10 protein-coding genes are annotated in these 17,264 nt (G+C 63.0%); all 10 read left to right on the forward strand.

Features of this window, described 5'->3' with window-relative positions:
• Positions 1 to 82: 82 nt before the first annotated feature.
• The 10 genes from NLY44_RS00255 (at position 83) to NLY44_RS00300 (ending at position 17,153) form a co-directional block, all read left to right on the forward strand.
• Complete coding sequence (locus NLY44_RS00255; RefSeq protein WP_023670725.1) at positions 83 to 1,144, forward strand: ABC transporter permease; 1,062 nt, start codon at positions 83 to 85, stop codon at positions 1,142 to 1,144.
• Positions 1,141 to 1,923: an ATP-binding cassette domain-containing protein gene (locus NLY44_RS00260; RefSeq protein ID WP_023670726.1), complete on the forward strand. Its 783-nt coding sequence runs from the start codon at positions 1,141 to 1,143 to the stop codon at positions 1,921 to 1,923. The genes NLY44_RS00255 and NLY44_RS00260 overlap by 4 nt, the downstream gene beginning before the upstream one ends.
• 140 nt (positions 1,924 to 2,063) lie before the next feature.
• On the forward strand, positions 2,064 to 4,526 hold the full coding sequence (locus NLY44_RS00265; protein WP_023687197.1) for a glycogen/starch/alpha-glucan phosphorylase: 2,463 nt from the start codon (positions 2,064 to 2,066) through the stop codon (positions 4,524 to 4,526).
• A gap of 70 nt (positions 4,527 to 4,596) precedes the next feature.
• A complete protein-coding gene (gene glgB, locus NLY44_RS00270; RefSeq protein WP_023805743.1) occupies positions 4,597 to 6,810 on the forward strand; it encodes a 1,4-alpha-glucan branching protein GlgB in 2,214 nt (737 codons plus the stop codon).
• 131 nt (positions 6,811 to 6,941) lie between these two features.
• The gene (gene glgC / locus NLY44_RS00275) at positions 6,942 to 8,207 is read left to right on the forward strand and encodes a glucose-1-phosphate adenylyltransferase (protein ID WP_023715696.1); all 1,266 of its coding nucleotides are present in this window, start codon (positions 6,942 to 6,944) and stop codon (positions 8,205 to 8,207) included.
• A 19-nt stretch (positions 8,208 to 8,226) separates the two neighbouring features.
• Positions 8,227 to 9,672 (forward strand): glycogen synthase GlgA, encoded by a 1,446-nt coding sequence (gene glgA, locus NLY44_RS00280; protein WP_023692759.1) that lies wholly within the window; start codon positions 8,227 to 8,229, stop codon positions 9,670 to 9,672.
• Positions 9,673 to 9,675: 3 nt separating this feature from the next.
• Positions 9,676 to 11,304, forward strand: a complete 1,629-nt coding sequence (locus NLY44_RS00285) for an alpha-D-glucose phosphate-specific phosphoglucomutase (protein WP_023752773.1) — start codon at positions 9,676 to 9,678, stop codon at positions 11,302 to 11,304.
• Between the two features lie 157 nt (positions 11,305 to 11,461).
• Complete coding sequence (gene glgX, locus NLY44_RS00290; protein WP_023805742.1) at positions 11,462 to 13,462, forward strand: glycogen debranching protein GlgX; 2,001 nt, start codon at positions 11,462 to 11,464, stop codon at positions 13,460 to 13,462.
• Positions 13,462 to 15,111, forward strand: a complete 1,650-nt coding sequence (gene bglA, locus NLY44_RS00295; RefSeq protein WP_023805741.1) for a beta-galactosidase BglA — start codon at positions 13,462 to 13,464, stop codon at positions 15,109 to 15,111. Before glgX ends, bglA begins: the two co-directional genes overlap by 1 nt.
• Before the next feature lie 449 nt (positions 15,112 to 15,560).
• Positions 15,561 to 17,153, forward strand: a complete 1,593-nt coding sequence (locus NLY44_RS00300) for a peptide ABC transporter substrate-binding protein (RefSeq protein ID WP_023670734.1) — start codon at positions 15,561 to 15,563, stop codon at positions 17,151 to 17,153.
• Positions 17,154 to 17,264 lie beyond the last annotated feature (111 nt).

Below are 17,264 nucleotides of genomic sequence, written 5' to 3' on the forward strand. Positions count from 1 at the left end.
TGCGTCACGCGAATAATCCCGGCAGCAGACCGGACAGGCGCGAGCGGGTATCGGCATGGAGCTGAAGCCCAGGGGAGGAAACATGGCTCAAGCACAGGAATTCGAGAAGGTTCTCTCGAGCAGCGACACAAGCGTTGCCGCCTTTGACGAGCACAAATCGGCCGTCAAGCGGATCCAGCATTTCCTGCACTCCACGCCGGCGGCGGTGCCGCTGATTGTGCTGGTCTTGTCGATCGTCATTTTCGGCATCGCCATTGGCGGGCGTTTCTTCTCATCCTATACGCTGACGCTGATCCTGCAGCAGATCGCCATCGTCGGCATCCTCGGTGCCGCGCAGACACTGGTCATCCTGACCGCCGGCATCGACCTGTCGATCGGCGTGATCATGGTGATTTCGGCCGTGATCATGGGCAATTGCGCGGTCAGCTACGGCATGCCGGCCGTGCTCGCAGTGCCCATCGGGCTTGCCGCCGGCGCAGCCTGCGGCCTGCTCAACGGCTTGCTGGTCGCCTACATGAAGCTGCCGCCGTTCATCGTCACGCTCGGCACCTGGAACATCGTCATGGCGACGAACTTCATCTATTCGGCCAATGAGACGATCCGCGATACCGACGTCGACGCCCAGGCGCCGCTGCTGCATCTCTTTGCCCTGAGTTTCAAGATCGGCACGGCGGTGCTGACACTGGGCGTCATCGCCACGGTCGTGCTCGTTTTGATCCTCTGGTACGTGCTCAATCACACCGCCTGGGGCCGCCATGTCTACGCCGTTGGCGATGATCAGGAGGCGGCGAAGCTGTCTGGCATCCAGACCAAGAAGGTGTTGATGACGGTCTACACCCTTGCCGGGTTGATCGCCGCTTTCGCTGCCTGGGTGTCCATCGGCCGCAACGGCTCGATCTCGCCGTCAGCCGCCGTCACCGACTACAACCTGCAGGCGATAACCGCGACGGTGATCGGCGGCATTTCACTGTTCGGCGGGCGCGGCTCAATTCTGGGCACGCTTTTCGGCGCGATGATCGTCGGCGTCGTCTCGATGGGCCTCAACATGCTGGGCGCCGATCCGCAATGGAAGGTGCTGCTCACCGGTGTGCTGATCATCGGCGCCGTGGCGATCGACCAATGGATCAGAAAGGTTTCGGCATGACCGTGGAACCCATCCTCACCGCGCGCGGCCTGATCAAGCGCTATGGCCGTGTCACCGCCCTCGACAATGCCGACTTCGACCTCTACCCCGGCGAAATCCTGGCCGTCATCGGAGACAATGGCGCCGGCAAATCATCGCTGATCAAGGCGATTTCCGGCGCCGCCGTGCCCGACGAAGGCGAGATCCGTCTTGAAGGCAAGGCTGTCGCTTTCAAATCGCCCATGGAGGCGCGCGAGGCGGGCATCGAGACGGTCTACCAAAACCTGGCTTTGTCGCCGGCCCTGTCGATCGCCGACAACATGTTCCTGGGCCGCGAGATCCGCAAACCCGGCTTCCTCGGCGACTGGCTTCGTATGCTCGACCGGCCCGCAATGGAAAAGCGCGCCCGCGACAAGCTCACCGAGCTTGGGCTGATGACCATCCAGAACATCAGCCAGGCGGTGGAAACGCTGTCGGGCGGCCAGCGCCAGGGCGTGGCGGTGGCGCGCGCCGCTGCTTTCGGCAGCCGCGTGGTGATCATGGACGAGCCGACCGCCGCACTCGGCGTCAAGGAGAGCCGCCGCGTGCTGGAACTGATCCTCGACGTCAAGAAACGAGGCCTGCCGATCGTGCTGATCTCGCACAATATGCCGCATGTCTTCGAGGTTGCCGACCGCATCCATATCCATCGGCTGGGTCGCCGCCTCTGCGTCATCGATCCCAAGCAATATACCATGTCCGACGCCGTCGCCTTCATGACGGGAGCGAAGGTTCCGCCGGAGGCTGCACTCGCTGCCTGATCCGCTCGACGGATAAATTGCCGCAGGGGAACTGGCGGCATGCTGGTCTAAATCGATTGAACGTATGTTGCGATGCACTAGGATAGGCTGGGACTGAGAGCGAAAGCCGGTATGATCGCAGCACGATCACGAGAGGCAGTATGACGCGAACAATGACAGCCAAAGCCCCCGATCTCGAAATACCCGATCCCAAGACGCTGGCCGACGAAGTCTTGCTGGCTCTCAAATACCGGGTCGGCAAAGGCACCTCCGTTGCCACGCAATATGATTGGCTGACAGCCTCGATCAAGGTCGTGCGCGACCGCATCGTCGATCACTGGATGCAGGCGACGCAGGAGGCCTACGCCCAGCAGGAAAAGCGCGTCTATTACCTGTCGCTCGAATTCCTCATCGGCCGGCTGATGCGCGATGCCTTCTCCAATCTCGGCCTGATGGACAATATGCGAGAAGCGCTCAAGTCGCTGGGCGTCGACCTCGACCTCATCGCCGGGCTCGAACCGGATGCAGCGCTCGGCAATGGCGGTCTCGGCCGGCTCGCCGCCTGCTTCATGGAAAGCATGGCGACCGTCGACATTCCCGCGCATGGCTACGGCATTCGCTACGCCAACGGCATGTTCCGCCAGGAGATCCATGACGGCTGGCAGGTCGAACTGCCCGAAACCTGGCTCGACCACGGCAACCCCTGGGAGTTCGAGCGCCGCGAACGCGCCTTCGAAGTCGGCTTCGGCGGCTCGGTGGAATCGATCACCTCCAAGGATGGCCGGCTCGAACGTCACGTCTGGAAGCCGACCGAGCATGTCCAGGCCGTCGCCTACGACACCCCGGTGGTTGGCTGGCGGGCCAACCGCGTCAACACGCTGCGGCTTTGGTCCGGCATGCCGGTCGATCCGATCCTGCTCGACAAGTTCAACGCCGGCGACCACATCGGCGCGCTGGCCGAAAGCAACAAGGCCGATGCCTTGTCGCGCGTGCTTTACCCCGCCGATTCCCACAAGGCCGGCCAGGAACTGCGGCTGCGGCAGGAATATTTCTTCTCCACCGCATCGCTGCAGGACATCGTCCAGCGCCATCTCAGCCAGTATGGCGATCTCGCCTCGCTGCCCGACAAGGCGGCGATCCATCTCAATGACACCCATCCGGCGATCGCCGTGCCAGAGCTGATGCGCCTGCTGATGGACGTCCATGGCATGGATTTCGACCAGGCCTGGGACATCACCAAGCGCACCTTCGGCTACACCAACCACACGCTGCTGCCAGAAGCGCTGGAAAGCTGGCCGGTGCCGCTGTTCGAACGGCTTTTGCCGCGCCACATGCAGATCGTCTACGCCATCAATGCTCAGGTGCTGCTTGAGGCCCGCGCCACCAACCAGTTTTCCAATGAGCAGATCAGCCGCATCTCGCTGATCCAGGAAAATGGCGACCGCCGCGTGCGCATGGGTAACCTGGCCTTTGTCGGCTCGCACTCGATCAATGGCGTGTCGGCGTTGCACACCGAACTGATGAAGGAGACGGTGTTTGCCGATCTCCACAAGCTCTATCCCGATCGCATCAACAACAAGACCAACGGCATCACGCCACGGCGCTGGCTGATCCAGTGCAATCCGGGCCTCACCGCGCTCACCCGCGCGGCGATCGGGGACCGTTTCCTCGACGACATCGACGCCATCAAGGGGCTCGAAGCCTTTGCCGGCGACGCCGCCTTCCGCGACAAGTTCGCCGCCGTCAAGCGCTCCAACAAGGTCAAGCTCGCCAATCTGGTCGCAGACCGGCTCGGCATCAAGCTCGACCCGTCGGCGCTGTTCGACATCCAGGTCAAGCGCATCCACGAATACAAGCGCCAGCTGCTCAACATCCTGGAAGCGATCGCGCTCTACGACCAGATCCGCTCGCATCCCGAGCAGGACTGGATGCCGCGCGTCAAATTCTTCGGCGGCAAAGCGGCGCCCAGCTACCACAATGCCAAGCTGATCATCAAACTGGCCAACGACGTCGCCAAGGTCATCAACAGCGACCCGTCGGTGCGCGGGCTGCTGAAAGTGGTGTTCGTGCCGAACTACAATGTCAGCCTGGCCGAGGTGATGATGCCGGCCGCCGACCTGTCCGAGCAGATTTCGACTGCTGGCATGGAGGCGTCGGGCACCGGCAACATGAAGTTCGCGCTGAACGGCGCCTTGACCATCGGCACGCTCGACGGCGCCAATGTCGAGATCAAGGAATGCGTCGGCGACGACAACATCTTCATCTTCGGCCTGAGCACGGCGGAAGTCGCCGAGCGGCGCAGCAATGGCTACAACCCGCGCGCCGTGATCGAGGGCTCCCCTGAATTGGCGCAGGCTGTTGCCGCAGTATCGTCGGGCGTGTTCTCGCCCGACCAGCCGGATCGCTACCGCGAGCTGGTCGACGGTCTCTACAACAGCGACTGGTTCATGGTGGCGGCGGATTTCGACGCCTATGCCGCCGCCCAGCGCGATGTCGACGCCGTCTGGCGCAACAGCCCCGATTGGTACGCGCGCGCTATCCGCAACGTTGCCCGCGTCGGCTGGTTCTCTTCCGATCGCACGATCCGCCAATATGCGAAAGAAATCTGGAACGTGCCCGCCTGATATGATTGCATGAGGCCACGACAATGGGTCTTGTGCACAAGAACTGGTTCCCAGGGAGGGACACCGCCTGATGAAGAAACCGCGCGCGACCGCGACGACGAGCGGGTCGGACGGGCTGGCGTCAGCCGGCGATGTCGCCGCAATTGTTGCAGGCACGCATGGCGATCCTTTTGCAATCCTGGGCGTGCATGATGCCGGCAAGAGCCTGGTTGCCCGCTGCTTCGTCCCCAATGCCGAGTTCGTCACCGCATACACGCTGGCCGGCAAGAACGCCGGCGAACTCACGCGGCGCGACGACGCCGGTTTCTTCGAAGGCAGACTGTCGATCAAGAAGCGCCAGCCGCTGCGGTATCACGCCAAGAATGCCGGCGGCGACTGGTGGCTGACCGATCCCTATTCCTTCGGCCCGGTACTCGGCCCGATGGATGATTATTACATCGCCCAAGGGTCGCATCTCAGGCTGTTCGACAAGCTCGGCGCTCATCTCATCGATCACGAGGGCGCCTCCGGCGTACACTTCGCCGTCTGGGCGCCCAATGCGCGGCGTGTCTCGGTGGTCGGCGACTTCAACGAATGGGACGGCCGTCGGCACACGATGCGCGACCGCCGCGACACCGGCATCTGGGAGCTGTTCATTCCCGATATCGGCGCCGGCCACCCCTATAAATACGAGATCATTGCCCCCGACGGCGTGCGCCTGCCGCTCAAGGCCGATCCGTTCGCCTTCAAGTCTGAACTGCGCCCGGCCACAGCATCCGTGACGGCGGTGCCGCCGGCGCATGAATGGGGCGACGAGGCGCATCGCAATTACTGGCGAAAGGCCGATCCGCGGCGCGAAGCCATATCGATCTACGAGGTCCATGCCGGTTCGTGGCAGCAGCACGATGATGGCAGCTTCCTGTCATGGGACGAACTCGCCAACCAGCTCATCCCCTATGCTGTCGAGACCGGCTTCACCCACATCGAGTTCCTGCCGATCTCCGAACATCCCTATGACCCGTCATGGGGTTATCAGACAACCGGACTTTATGCCCCCTCGGCGCGATTCGGCGACCCCGACGGCTTCGCCCGTTTCGTCGACGGTGCGCACCGCGCCGGCGTCGGCGTCATCCTCGACTGGGTGCCGGCGCATTTCCCGGTCGACGCGCATGGCCTGGCCAATTTCGACGGCACAGCGCTTTATGAGCATGCCGATCCGCGCAAGGGTTTTCATCCCGACTGGAACACCGCGATCTACAATTTCGGCCGCCGCGAGGTGGTGTCGTTCCTCGTCAACAACGCGCTGTTCTGGGCCGAGAAATACCATGTCGACGGTTTGCGCGTGGATGCGGTGGCCTCGATGCTCTACCTCGATTATTCGCGCAAGGCCGGCGAGTGGATCCCCAACGAGAAGGGCGGCCGCGAAAACCTCGAAGCAGTCTCCTTCCTGCAGAAGATGAACAAGGAGGTCTACGGCCACCATCCCGGCGTGATGACCATCGCCGAGGAATCGACCTCATGGCCGAAGGTCTCGGCGCCGGTGCATGAAGGCGGGCTGGGCTTCGGCTTCAAATGGAACATGGGCTTCATGCACGACACGTTGGAGTATTTCGCCAAGGAGCCGATCTTCCGCAAACATCACCACAACGACCTGACCTTCGGCCTGACCTACGCCTTTTCCGAGAATTTCGTGCTGCCGCTGTCCCATGACGAGGTCGTGCACGGCAAGGGCACGCTGCTCGGCAAGATGGCCGGCGACGACTGGCAGAAGTTCGCGACTTTGCGCGCCTTCTATGCCTTCATGTGGGGCTATCCCGGCAAGAAGCTGTTGTTCATGGGCCAGGAATTCGCCCAGCGCCGCGAGTGGAGCGAGGCGCGCGGGCTCGACTGGAACCTGCTCGACTTCCACCCGCATCGCGGCGTCTGGCAGACGGTGCGCGACCTCAACTATCTCTATCGCTCGCGCCCGGCGCTGCATGCACGCGACTGCGAGCCGGACGGCTTCTCCTGGCTGATCGTCGACGACAAGGAAAACTCGGTCTTCGCCTGGCTGCGCAGCGCGCCCGGCGGCAACCCGATCGCCGTCATTTCCAACTTCACGCCAGTGCCGCGCGACAATTATCGCGTGCCATTGCCCAAGGTCGGCAAATGGCGCGAAATCATCAACACCGACGCTTCGGACTACGGTGGTTCGGGCAAGGGCAATGGCGGTGTGGTCGAAGCCAGGGCGGAAGGAGGAGGCATTTCGGCAACGATGCTTTTGCCGCCGCTGTCGACGATCATGCTTGAACTCGTTGCGGACTAGGTCCGTCAACTCGTTGCGGACTAGGTCCGTCAACTCGTTGCGGACTAGATCCGTCAACTCGTTTCGGATTAGGTCCGTCGACTCGTTGCGGACCGGGCGATGCTCCAGACTGGTAATTTGGGAGGGTAAAAATGGCAGACTTGAAGAGAACCCAGCCGCTGGCGCGCGATGCCATGGCCTATGTGCTGGCCGGCGGCCGCGGCAGCCGGCTCAAGGAATTGACCGACCGCAGGGCCAAGCCGGCTGTCTATTTCGGCGGCAAGACGCGCATCATCGATTTCGCGCTGTCCAATGCGCTGAATTCCGGCATCCGCCGCCTCGGTGTCGCCACCCAGTACAAGGCGCATTCGCTGATCCGCCACCTGCAGCGCGGCTGGAACTTCCTGCGCCCGGAGCGGAACGAAAGCTTCGACATCCTGCCGGCCTCCCAGCGTGTCTCGGAAACCCAGTGGTATGAAGGCACGGCCGACGCCGTCTACCAGAACATCGACATCATCGAGGCCTATGGCCCCGAATACATGGTCATCCTGGCCGGCGACCACATCTACAAGATGGACTACGAGCTGATGCTGCGCCAGCACGTCGATGCCAATGCCGATGTCACTGTCGGTTGCCTTGAAGTGCCGCGCTTGGAAGCGACCGGCTTCGGTGTCATGCATGTCGACGGCAAGGACAACATCATCGCCTTCGTCGAAAAGCCCGCCGACCCGCCCGGCATTCCCGACAAGCCGGAATTCGCGCTGGCCTCGATGGGCATCTATGTCTTCAAGACCAAGTTCCTGATGGAACAGCTGCGCCGCGATGCGGCCGAGCCAGGCTCCAGCCGCGACTTCGGCAAGGACATCATCCCCTACATCGTCCAGCATGGTAAGGCGATCGCGCATCGCTTCGCCAAATCCTGCGTGCGCTCGACTGCCGAGAACGAGGCCTATTGGCGCGATGTCGGCACGGTCGATGCCTACTGGGAAGCCAATATCGACCTGACCGATATTACCCCCGAACTCGACCTCTACGACCGTGACTGGCCGATCTGGACCTATGCCGAATTGAAGCCGCCGGCAAAGTTCGTGCATGACGAGGATGGCCGGCGTGGTTCGGCCGTCTCCTCGCTGGTCTCAGGCGATTGCATCGTCTCGGGTGCTTCGCTGAAGCGCAGCCTGATCTTCACCGGCGCGCGCATCAACTCCTATTCGACGCTGGAAGAGGTCGTCATGCTGCCCGACGTTCATGTCGGCCGGAACGCAAAGTTGAAGCGCGTCGTCATCGACCACGGTGTAAGGATACCGGAAGGGCTGGTGGTTGGCGAAGACCCTGTTCTCGACGCCAAGCGTTTCCGGGTTTCGGAAAAGGGCATCTGCCTGGTCACGCAGGACATGATCGACAAGCTGAAGCTGTAAGACGGGGTACCATAAACGCATGCAGGTTCTGTCGGTCACGCCCGAGATATTCCCGCTGATCAAGACCGGCGGACTTGCCGACGTGACCGGCGCATTGCCGATCGCGCTGGCCGCCAAGGGCGTGACCATGCGCACGCTCATCCCCGGCTTTCCCCAGGTGATGGACGCCTTCAAGAAAAAGAAGGCTGTCTACCAATACCCGCTGCTGCAGGGCGGCAAGGCTTCGGTCCATGCCGTCAAGATCGCCGGGCTCGACCTGTTCGTGCTCGACGCGCCGCATCTCTACGACCGTCCCGGCGGCCCTTACGGCAATGCGGCCGGCGCCGATTGGCCCGACAATTGGCGGCGTTTTGCTGCCCTGAGCCAGGTCGGTGGCGATATCGCCGGCGGCGCCATTTCCGGCTACCAGCCGGATCTCGTCCACGCCCATGACTGGCAGTCGGCGATGACGCTGGCCTATATGCGCTACGGCAAGGCGGTCGGCGTGCCGTCGCTGATCACGGTTCACAACCTTGCCTTCCAGGGTCAGTTCGGCGCCGGCATTTTTGGCGAGCTCGGCTTGCCGGCCGCGGCGATGGCGCTCGACGGCGTAGAATACTATGGCGGCGTCGGCTTCCTCAAGGCCGGCCTGCAGGCGGCCTGGGCGATCACCACGGTGAGCCCCACCTATGCCCAGGAAATCCGCTCGCCGGAATTCGGCATGGGCCTCGACGGCCTGATCAACATGCGCTCTTCCGACCTCTACGGCATCGTCAACGGCATCGACACCGACATCTGGAACCCGGAGACCGACAAGCATCTGGTGTCGGCCTACTCCGCCGCGACGCTCAAGGCTCGGCTTCCCAACCGGGCGGTTGTCGAGGACCGCTTCAGCCTCGAGCGCGACGACAGTCCGATCGTCTGCGTCGTCAGCCGGCTGACCTGGCAGAAGGGCATGGACATACTGGCGGCTGTGGTCGACGGCGTCGTCGCCACCGGCGCGCGGCTGGCGATCCTCGGCTCAGGCGACGCCGGCCTGGAAGGCGCGCTGCTGGCTGCCACCGCCCGCCATCGCGGCCGTGTCGGCGTCGTCGTCGGCTATGACGAGGGGCTTTCCCACACCATGCAGGGCGGCTGCGACGCCATCGTCATCCCGTCGCGCTTCGAGCCTTGCGGGCTGACCCAGCTTTACGGCCTACGCTATGGCTGCGTGCCGGTCGTCGCCCGCACCGGCGGCCTTGCCGACACCATCATCGACGCCAATGAAGCAGCGATCTCGGCCGGTGTCGCCACCGGCTTCCAGTTCGCGCCCAATAGTGGCGGCGCCATGCTGCACGCCATCCGCCGGCTGGTCGATGCGCATTCGAGCCCGGCCGTCTGGGAACAGATCCAGCGCCAGGGCATGAAGGCCGATGTCTCCTGGGACAAGAGCGCCGACAAATACGTTGAACTCTACCGCCTGCTGCTTTCGAAAAGGGTTGCCTGAAGCATGATCCGGACCGTCGCCACCAAACCCTATCTCGACCAGAAACCCGGCACGTCCGGCCTGCGCAAGAAGGTGCCTGTCTTTCAGCAGGAGCACTATGCCGAGAACTTCATCCAGTCGATCTTCGACGCGCTGGAGGGCTTTGAGGGCAAGACGCTGGTGATCGGCGGCGACGGCCGCTTCTACAACCGCGAGGTCATCCAGAAGGCCATCGCCATGGCGGCGGCCAACGGCTTCGGCAAGGTGATGGTCGGGCAGGGCGGCATATTGTCGACGCCGGCGGCGTCGCATGTCATCCGCAAATACAAGACCTTCGGCGGCATCATCCTGTCGGCCAGTCACAATCCGGGCGGCCCGCACGAGGATTTCGGCATCAAGTACAATGCCGGCAATGGCGGCCCGGCGCCGGAAAAGCTGACCGACGCGATCTTCGAAAAGACCAAGACGATTTCGAGCTTCAAGACCGCCGACATCGACCAGATCGACATCGACAAGATCGGCACGGTGACCGCCGGCGGCATGGCGGTCGAGATTATCGACCCGGTCACCGACTATGCCGAATTGATGGAGAGCCTGTTCGACTTCGACGCCATCCGCGCCAATTTCAAATACGGCTTCCGCATGCGCTTCGACGCCATGCATGCGGTCACCGGCCCGTATGCCAAGGAAATCCTCGAGCGCCGGCTCGGCGCGGAGAATGGCACCTGCCGCAACTACAAGCCGCTGCCGGATTTTGGCGGCCATCACCCGGATCCGAACCTGGTCCACGCCAAGCATCTCTATGACGAGATGATGGGACCGGATGCGCCCGATTTCGGCGCCGCTTCCGACGGCGACGGTGACCGCAATCTCATCATCGGCAAGGGCATTTTCGTCACCCCGTCGGATTCGGTGGCCATGCTTGCCGCCAATGCGCAATTGGCGCCGGGCTACAAGGACGGCCTCAAAGGCATCGCCCGCTCGATGCCGACCAGCGGCGCTGCCGACCGCGTCGCCGAACAGCTCGGCATCGGCATCTACGAAACGCCGACCGGTTGGAAGTTCTTCGGCAATCTGCTCGATGCCGGCATGGCAACGATCTGCGGCGAGGAAAGCGCCGGCACCGGCTCGAACCATGTCCGTGAAAAGGACGGGCTGTGGGCGGTGCTGTTGTGGCTGAACATCCTGGCCGTGCGCGGCGAAAGCTGCAAGGACGTCGTCACCGAACATTGGGCGACCTACGGCCGCAATTACTATTCACGTCATGACTATGAGGAGGTCGAAACCGAGCGCGCCAACGCCCTGGTCGACGAGTTGCGCGCCAAGCTGACCTCGCTGCCCGGCACCAGCGTGCGCGGCCTGAAGATCGCCAATGCCGACGACTTCGCCTATCACGATCCGGTCGACGGTTCGGTGAGCAAGAACCAGGGCATCCGCATCCTGTTCGAAGGCGGCTCGCGTGTCGTGTTTCGTTTGTCCGGCACCGGCACGTCGGGTGCTACGCTGCGCGTCTACATCGAGCGCTACGAGCCGGACAGAGCGCGGCATGATCTCGACACGCAAGAGGCGCTCGCCGACCTGATCGCGGCTGCCGATGATATCGCCGGGATCAAGAGCCACACCGGGCGCAACAAGCCGAGCGTGATTACTTGAGGGTGGTGACGTCTTTACCCTCGCCCTTGTGGGGAGGGTCGATCCGCGCAGCGGCTCGGGTTGCGGGTGCTCGTAAAGCGCTTTCCCCGCGCCGACCCCCACCCCGCTCACTTCGTTCGCGACCCTCCCCACAAGGGGGAGGGTGGAGGATGCGCCGATGACCCAGCTCGGCGCAACGGTCACTCCCGAAGGCATCCGCTTCGCCGCCTGGTCGTCGTCCGCGCGGCGCCTGTGGGTGTCGATCTTCGACGACACCGGCGCCCGTGAAATCGACCGGCTCGAACTTCAGCCGGAAGGCGAGAGCGTCCATGCGCTGTTCGTCGCCGGCCTTGCCGCGGGTACGCGCTACGGCTTTCGCGCCGACGGCGAATATGCGCCGGAGCGCGGGCTGTGGTTCGATCCCGACAAGCTGCTCACTGATCCCTACGCTGTCGAGATAGACCGGCCCTACCAGCATCATTGGCGGCTTGCCGCCCGGCGCAACGAAGGCACCGATACCGCGCCGCTGATGCCGAAGACCGTCGCCCGCGCGCTGCCCAAGCCGCTGCCGGCCAAGGCGCCTTTGTTCCAGCCGGGCGGCCTGATCTACGAACTCAATGTCCGTTCCTTCACCAGACTGCATCCGGACGTGCCCCAAGCGCAGCGCGGCACCATTGCGGCACTTGCGCATCCGGCCATCCTCGAACACCTCAGAAAGATCGGCGTCTCCGCCGTTGAGCTAATGCCCGTGACGGCATGGATCGATGAGCGCCATCTACCGCCGCTCGGCCTCAGCAACGCATGGGGCTACAACCCAGTCACCTTCATGGCGCTCGATCCGCGGCTGGCGCCGGGCGGCCTCGCCGAGTTGCGCGATACTGTGGGGGTGCTGCGCAGGGTTGGCATTGGCACCATCCTCGATCTCGTCTTCAATCATACCGGCGAAAGTGACCGGCTCGGGCCGACGCTGTCGCTGCGCGGCCTCGACAATCAAGCCTACTACCGCAGCGAGCCGGACGGCAGGTTGGCCAACGATACCGGCACCGGCAATACCATTGCCTGCGATCATCCGGTCGTTCGCGACATGGTACTCGACACGCTACGCCATTTCGTCCGCCATGCCGGCGTCGACGGTTTCCGCTTCGACCTGGCGCCGGTCCTCGGTCGCGTCGATGGCGCATTCGATCCGGCAGCCCCGTTGCTCGAAACCATCGCTGGCGATCCTCTGCTTGCCGACAGGGTGCTGATCGCCGAGCCGTGGGACATCGGCCCGAATGGCTATCAGCTCGGCAATTTCCGGCCGCCTTACCTCGAATGGAACGACCGCTACCGCGACGACGTCAGGCGCTTCTGGCGCGGCGATGCCGGCACGGTCGGTGCGCTGGCGACAAGGCTCGCCGGCTCCTCCGATGTGTTCGGCAGGGAGGGACAATCCGCCAGCCGCACGGTCAACTTCATCGCCGCGCACGATGGCATGACGCTGGCCGATATCGTCGCTTATGAAGCCAAGCACAACCAAGCCAATGGCGAGAAGAACCGCGACGGCCACAATGAGAACCTGTCCTGGAACAACGGCGTCGAGGGCGAAACCTCGGACAAGGCGATTGCCGAGGCCCGTTCCCATGATCGCTTCGCGCTGCTCGCCACTCTGTTTGCCTCGCGCGGCACCATCATGCTGACGGCGGGCGATGAATTCGGCCGCACGCAAGGGGGCAACAACAACGCCTATGCGCAGGACAACGCCATCACCTGGCTCGACTGGGCCGGGCGCGACGTCGGGCTGGAAGCCCATGTGTCCGCGCTCGCAGCTCTGCGCGGCGCGGTGCCGGCGCTTTCCGATACGCGCTTCCTGACCGGAGAGCCGCCGGACGGTTCTGATGTGCCCGACGTCGCGTGGCTGACCGAGACCGGCGCGCCGCTCGGCGAAGCCGACTGGAACGATGGCTCGCGCCATCGCCTCGTCATGCTGCTCGGCGATGGCGGGGAAGGCCGCCTGGCTGTGATCGTCAATGGCGATCGCCGCCAATGCGTCTTCACGCTGCCCGCGCGGCAAGGGTTTGAATGGCAGCCGGCTGTTGAAGCGCAAGCGGTCGACCTCGCGTGGCCGCTGCCCGGCCGCAGTGTCAGTTTCATGATCGAGCGCCGGACCGCAAAGGCCCGCGCCAGGAAGGGTCCGTGATGGCCGACGACAATGCCCAGCCGGGACCCGAACAGAGCGCCGACTGGTGGCGCGGCTGCGTCATCTACCAGATCTATCCTCGCTCCTTCCAGGACACCACCGGCGACGGCAGCGGCGATCTCTCAGGCATCACCTCACGGCTGGCGCACGTCGCCTCGCTCGGCGTCGACGCCGTCTGGCTGTCGCCCTTCTTCAAATCGCCAATGGCCGATATGGGCTACGACGTCTCCGACTATCAGGCGGTCGATCCGATGTTCGGCACGCTCGACGACTTTGACGCGCTGGTTGCCGAGGCGCACAGGCTCGGCCTGAAGTTGATCATCGATCAGGTGTTGTCGCACTCCTCCGACAAGCACGAATGGTTTGTAGAGAGCCGTGCCAGCAAGGATAATCCCAAGGCTGACTGGTATGTCTGGGCCGACACCAGACCGGACGGCAACGCGCCCAACAACTGGCTGTCGGTCTTCGGCGGCCCGGCCTGGGAGTGGGACGCGACCCGCCGGCAATACTACATGCACAATTTCCTCGCCTCGCAGCCGGACCTCAACTTCCACAATCCTGAGGTTCAAGACGCGTTGTTGCAGACGGTGCGGTTCTGGCTCGAGCGCGGCGTCGACGGCTTCCGCCTGGATACGGTCAACTACTATGTTCACGACCGCTGGATGCGCAGCAATCCGCCGCTGGCGTCGAGCGTCGCCGGCACCAATGGCGAAACCAACACCTATCTCTTCCAGGAGCATCTGTTCGACAAGACGCAACCGGAAAACCTCGGTTTCCTCAGGCGCTTCCGCGCTTTGCTCGACGAATATGACGGCCGCGCCAGTGTCGGCGAGGTCGGCGACGAAGGCCGTTCGCTGCAGACGCTGGCCGCCTACACATCCGGCGGCGACAAGCTCAACATGTGCTACACCTTCGACCTGCTCGGTCAGCAATTCTCAGCCGCCCATGTGCGCGGCTGCGTCGAGGCCTTCGAGGCAGCTGTCGCCGACGGCTGGGTCTGCTGGGCGTTCTCCAACCACGATGTCGTGCGCCATGTCAGCCGCTGGACGCGGCCGGGCGGCGATCCAGATGCGGTGGCGACATTCGCTATCGCTTTGCTCTCCTGCCTGCGGGGCTCGATCTGTCTCTACCAAGGCGAAGAGCTTGGGCTGGAGGAGGCGGAACTGACCTTCGAGGATCTGCGCGATCCCGTCGGCATCCGTTTCTGGCCGGGGGTAAAGGGCAGGGACGGCTGCCGCACACCGATGGTCTGGGAAGCGGGCGCCGACAATGCCGGTTTTTCCTCGGGAAAACCCTGGCTGCCGGTGCCGGAAAGCCACCGCGCTCGGGCGGTCGATATCCAGAACGCCGACGACAAGTCCGTGCTCGCCGGCTACCGGACGATGCTCGCCTTGCGCAAGGCGCATCTGGCGCTGGTCAAGGGCCCGATCCGCTTTCTCGATACCGACGGCGATGTCCTTGCCTTCATCCGGCAGGGCGAGGACGAGATATTGCTCTGCGTCTTCAATTTCGCCGACAAGCCGGCCGACTGGCGGCTGCCGCCGGATCTCCAGCTTGTCGAGGCGATCGCTCTGGGTGGCGGTGCCGTCCTGCAGGAGGAGGGGCTGTTGCTGCCTGCCCTGGGCTGGTTTGTCGGCAAGGTAGGCTGATCTTTCAGGGACGCCGTCCGCCTTCAAAAAAGATCGTGTCCGCATGCAACCGTGCCGAGTGATCCGCGCAACGTCACCGGCGCCACGTTTTTCATTTTCGGGCTTCTTCGGTACTTTCGTCGAGCTTGGCCACGAACGGCATTCCTGAAATGTTTCCAGTTGGTTGCGCTAATGACAACTGCTGAGGGCAAAAGGCAAAATTACAGGACAACCTCGAGCTGCACCCAATTGAACCTGATAGTATAGATTAGCTATGGCTGGTTTAGGGTGAGGATGCTCACTTAGCGTCAAGCAAGACTCGGTTGAAATAATATTTCCGTCTGTCTAGTCTCCTGCCACCAGCTGCCGGAACGGGAACCGGCGGCGCGCTCGAAGGGGCCAGAAATCGGTTCCGGGGCGTCAACACTCGTAAGGCGCAGCCGATGGGCAGCGCCACAGGGAGAGACTTCATGCTGAAAAATATGCTGAAGGCGACGCTTGTCGCCGCGACCATGACCTTTGCCGCAGGCACGTTCCTGACGCCGGCCCTTGCCGAGACCGTCTATAACAGAGGCAGCGCCGCCGAAGCGGAGACGGTCGATCCGCACAAGACCTCGACCGTCTACGAAGCCGATATCATACGCGACCTGTTCCAGGGACTGGTCATGCACGATCAGAAGACGAACCTCATCCCGGGCGCCGCCGAAAGCTGGACGGTATCTGATGACGGCACCGTCTACACCTTCAAGCTGCGCAAGGACGGCTTGTGGTCGGATGGCAGCCCGGTGACGGCGGACGACTTCGTCTATTCCTTCCGTAGGCTGGAGGATCCGGCGACCGCCGCCGAATACGCTTCCATGCTCTATCCCGTGAAGAACGCCGAGGAAGTCAACACCAAGAAAGGCAAGCCCGAGGACATGGGCGTCAAGGCGATCGACGCCAACACCCTGGAAGTGACGCTGAAGGCGCCGACGCCATACTTCCTGGAGATGCTGACCCACCAGGCTACCTACCCGGTCAACAAGGCCTCGATCGACAAGCTCGGCGCCGACTGGATCAAGGCGGGCAATCTCGTTTCGAACGGCGCCTATACATTGGCCGAGTGGATTCCCAACGACCACATGAAGCTGGTCAAGAATCCGAAATTCTGGGATGCCGCGACCGTCAAGATGGACGTCGTCAACTACATCCCGACCGAAGACCGCTCTTCGGCGATGAAGCGCTTCGAGGCAGGCGAACTCGACAGCTACGGCGACCTGCCGACCGAACAGCTCGCTGACCTCAAGACCAAGTTCGGCGATCAGGTCCGCGTCGGACCGTATCTCGGCACCTATTATTACGCGATCAAGACCGACAAGGCGCCCTGGGACAATGTCGAGCTGCGCAACGCCATCTCGATGGCTATCGACCGCGACTTCCTGGCCGAAAAGGTCTGGCAGAATTCCATGCTGCCTGGCTATTCGATGGTGCCTCCGGGCATCGCCGGCTACACGCCGGCAATGGCCAAATACGCCGACATGCCGCAGATCGACCGCGAGGACGCCGCCAAGAAGATCCTTGAGAAACTCGGCTATACGCCCGAGCATCCGCTGAAGATGGAGATCCGCTACAACACCTCGGAAAACCACAAGAACACCGCGGTTGCCATCCAGGAACAGTTGAAGCCGCTTGGCGTCGAGATTACGCTGCTCAACACCGATACCAAGACCCACTATTCCTTCCTCGAGCAGAAGGGCAACTACGACGTGGCGCGTGCCGCCTGGATCGCCGACTACAAGGATCCCGAGACCTTCCTCGGCATCACCCGCAAGGCCAGCGGCAACAACTATTCGAACTACGTCAGCCCGGCATATGAGGCGGCCATGGACAAGGCCGCGGCTGCCGGCGGCAAGCCGGAAGAGCGCATGAAGGACCTCACTGAGGCCGAGCGCATCCTTGTCGATGACGTCGGCAACATTCCGCTTCTCTACTACAGCTTCCACGATATCGTTTCCTCGAAGCTGCATGGCTTCGATGACAATGTGATGGACATCCATCCGTCCCGCTTCGTCTCCAAGGACTGATAATCATCCTTGACTGGACCGCCGCGCCCCATTTGGGCGCGGCGGACTGGTCGGTCATCGCACCGGTCCGAAAGTCGTGGTCGATTTTCGGCAAGCCCGGTGCGAAGATTT

This window comes from Mesorhizobium sp. C089B (assembly GCF_030323125.1).
GTDB lineage: Bacteria > Pseudomonadota > Alphaproteobacteria > Rhizobiales > Rhizobiaceae > Mesorhizobium.

Bases quoted from the DNA above. Each gene is read 5' to 3' on its own strand.
- NLY44_RS00265 (WP_023687197.1), top strand. From the start codon at position 2,064: ATGACGCGAACAATGACAGCCAAAGCCCCCGATCTCGAAATACCCGAT.
- bglA (WP_023805741.1), top strand. From the start codon at position 13,462: ATGGCCGACGACAATGCCCAGCCGGGACCCGAACAGAGCGCCGACTGG.
- glgB (WP_023805743.1), top strand. From the start codon at position 4,597: ATGAAGAAACCGCGCGCGACCGCGACGACGAGCGGGTCGGACGGGCTG.
- NLY44_RS00300 (WP_023670734.1), top strand. From the start codon at position 15,561: ATGCTGAAAAATATGCTGAAGGCGACGCTTGTCGCCGCGACCATGACC.
- NLY44_RS00260 (WP_023670726.1), top strand. From the start codon at position 1,141: ATGACCGTGGAACCCATCCTCACCGCGCGCGGCCTGATCAAGCGCTAT.
- NLY44_RS00285 (WP_023752773.1), top strand. From the start codon at position 9,676: ATGATCCGGACCGTCGCCACCAAACCCTATCTCGACCAGAAACCCGGC.
- glgX (WP_023805742.1), top strand. From the start codon at position 11,462: ATGACCCAGCTCGGCGCAACGGTCACTCCCGAAGGCATCCGCTTCGCC.
- glgA (WP_023692759.1), top strand. From the start codon at position 8,227: ATGCAGGTTCTGTCGGTCACGCCCGAGATATTCCCGCTGATCAAGACC.
- glgC (WP_023715696.1), top strand. From the start codon at position 6,942: ATGGCAGACTTGAAGAGAACCCAGCCGCTGGCGCGCGATGCCATGGCC.
- NLY44_RS00255 (WP_023670725.1), top strand. From the start codon at position 83: ATGGCTCAAGCACAGGAATTCGAGAAGGTTCTCTCGAGCAGCGACACA.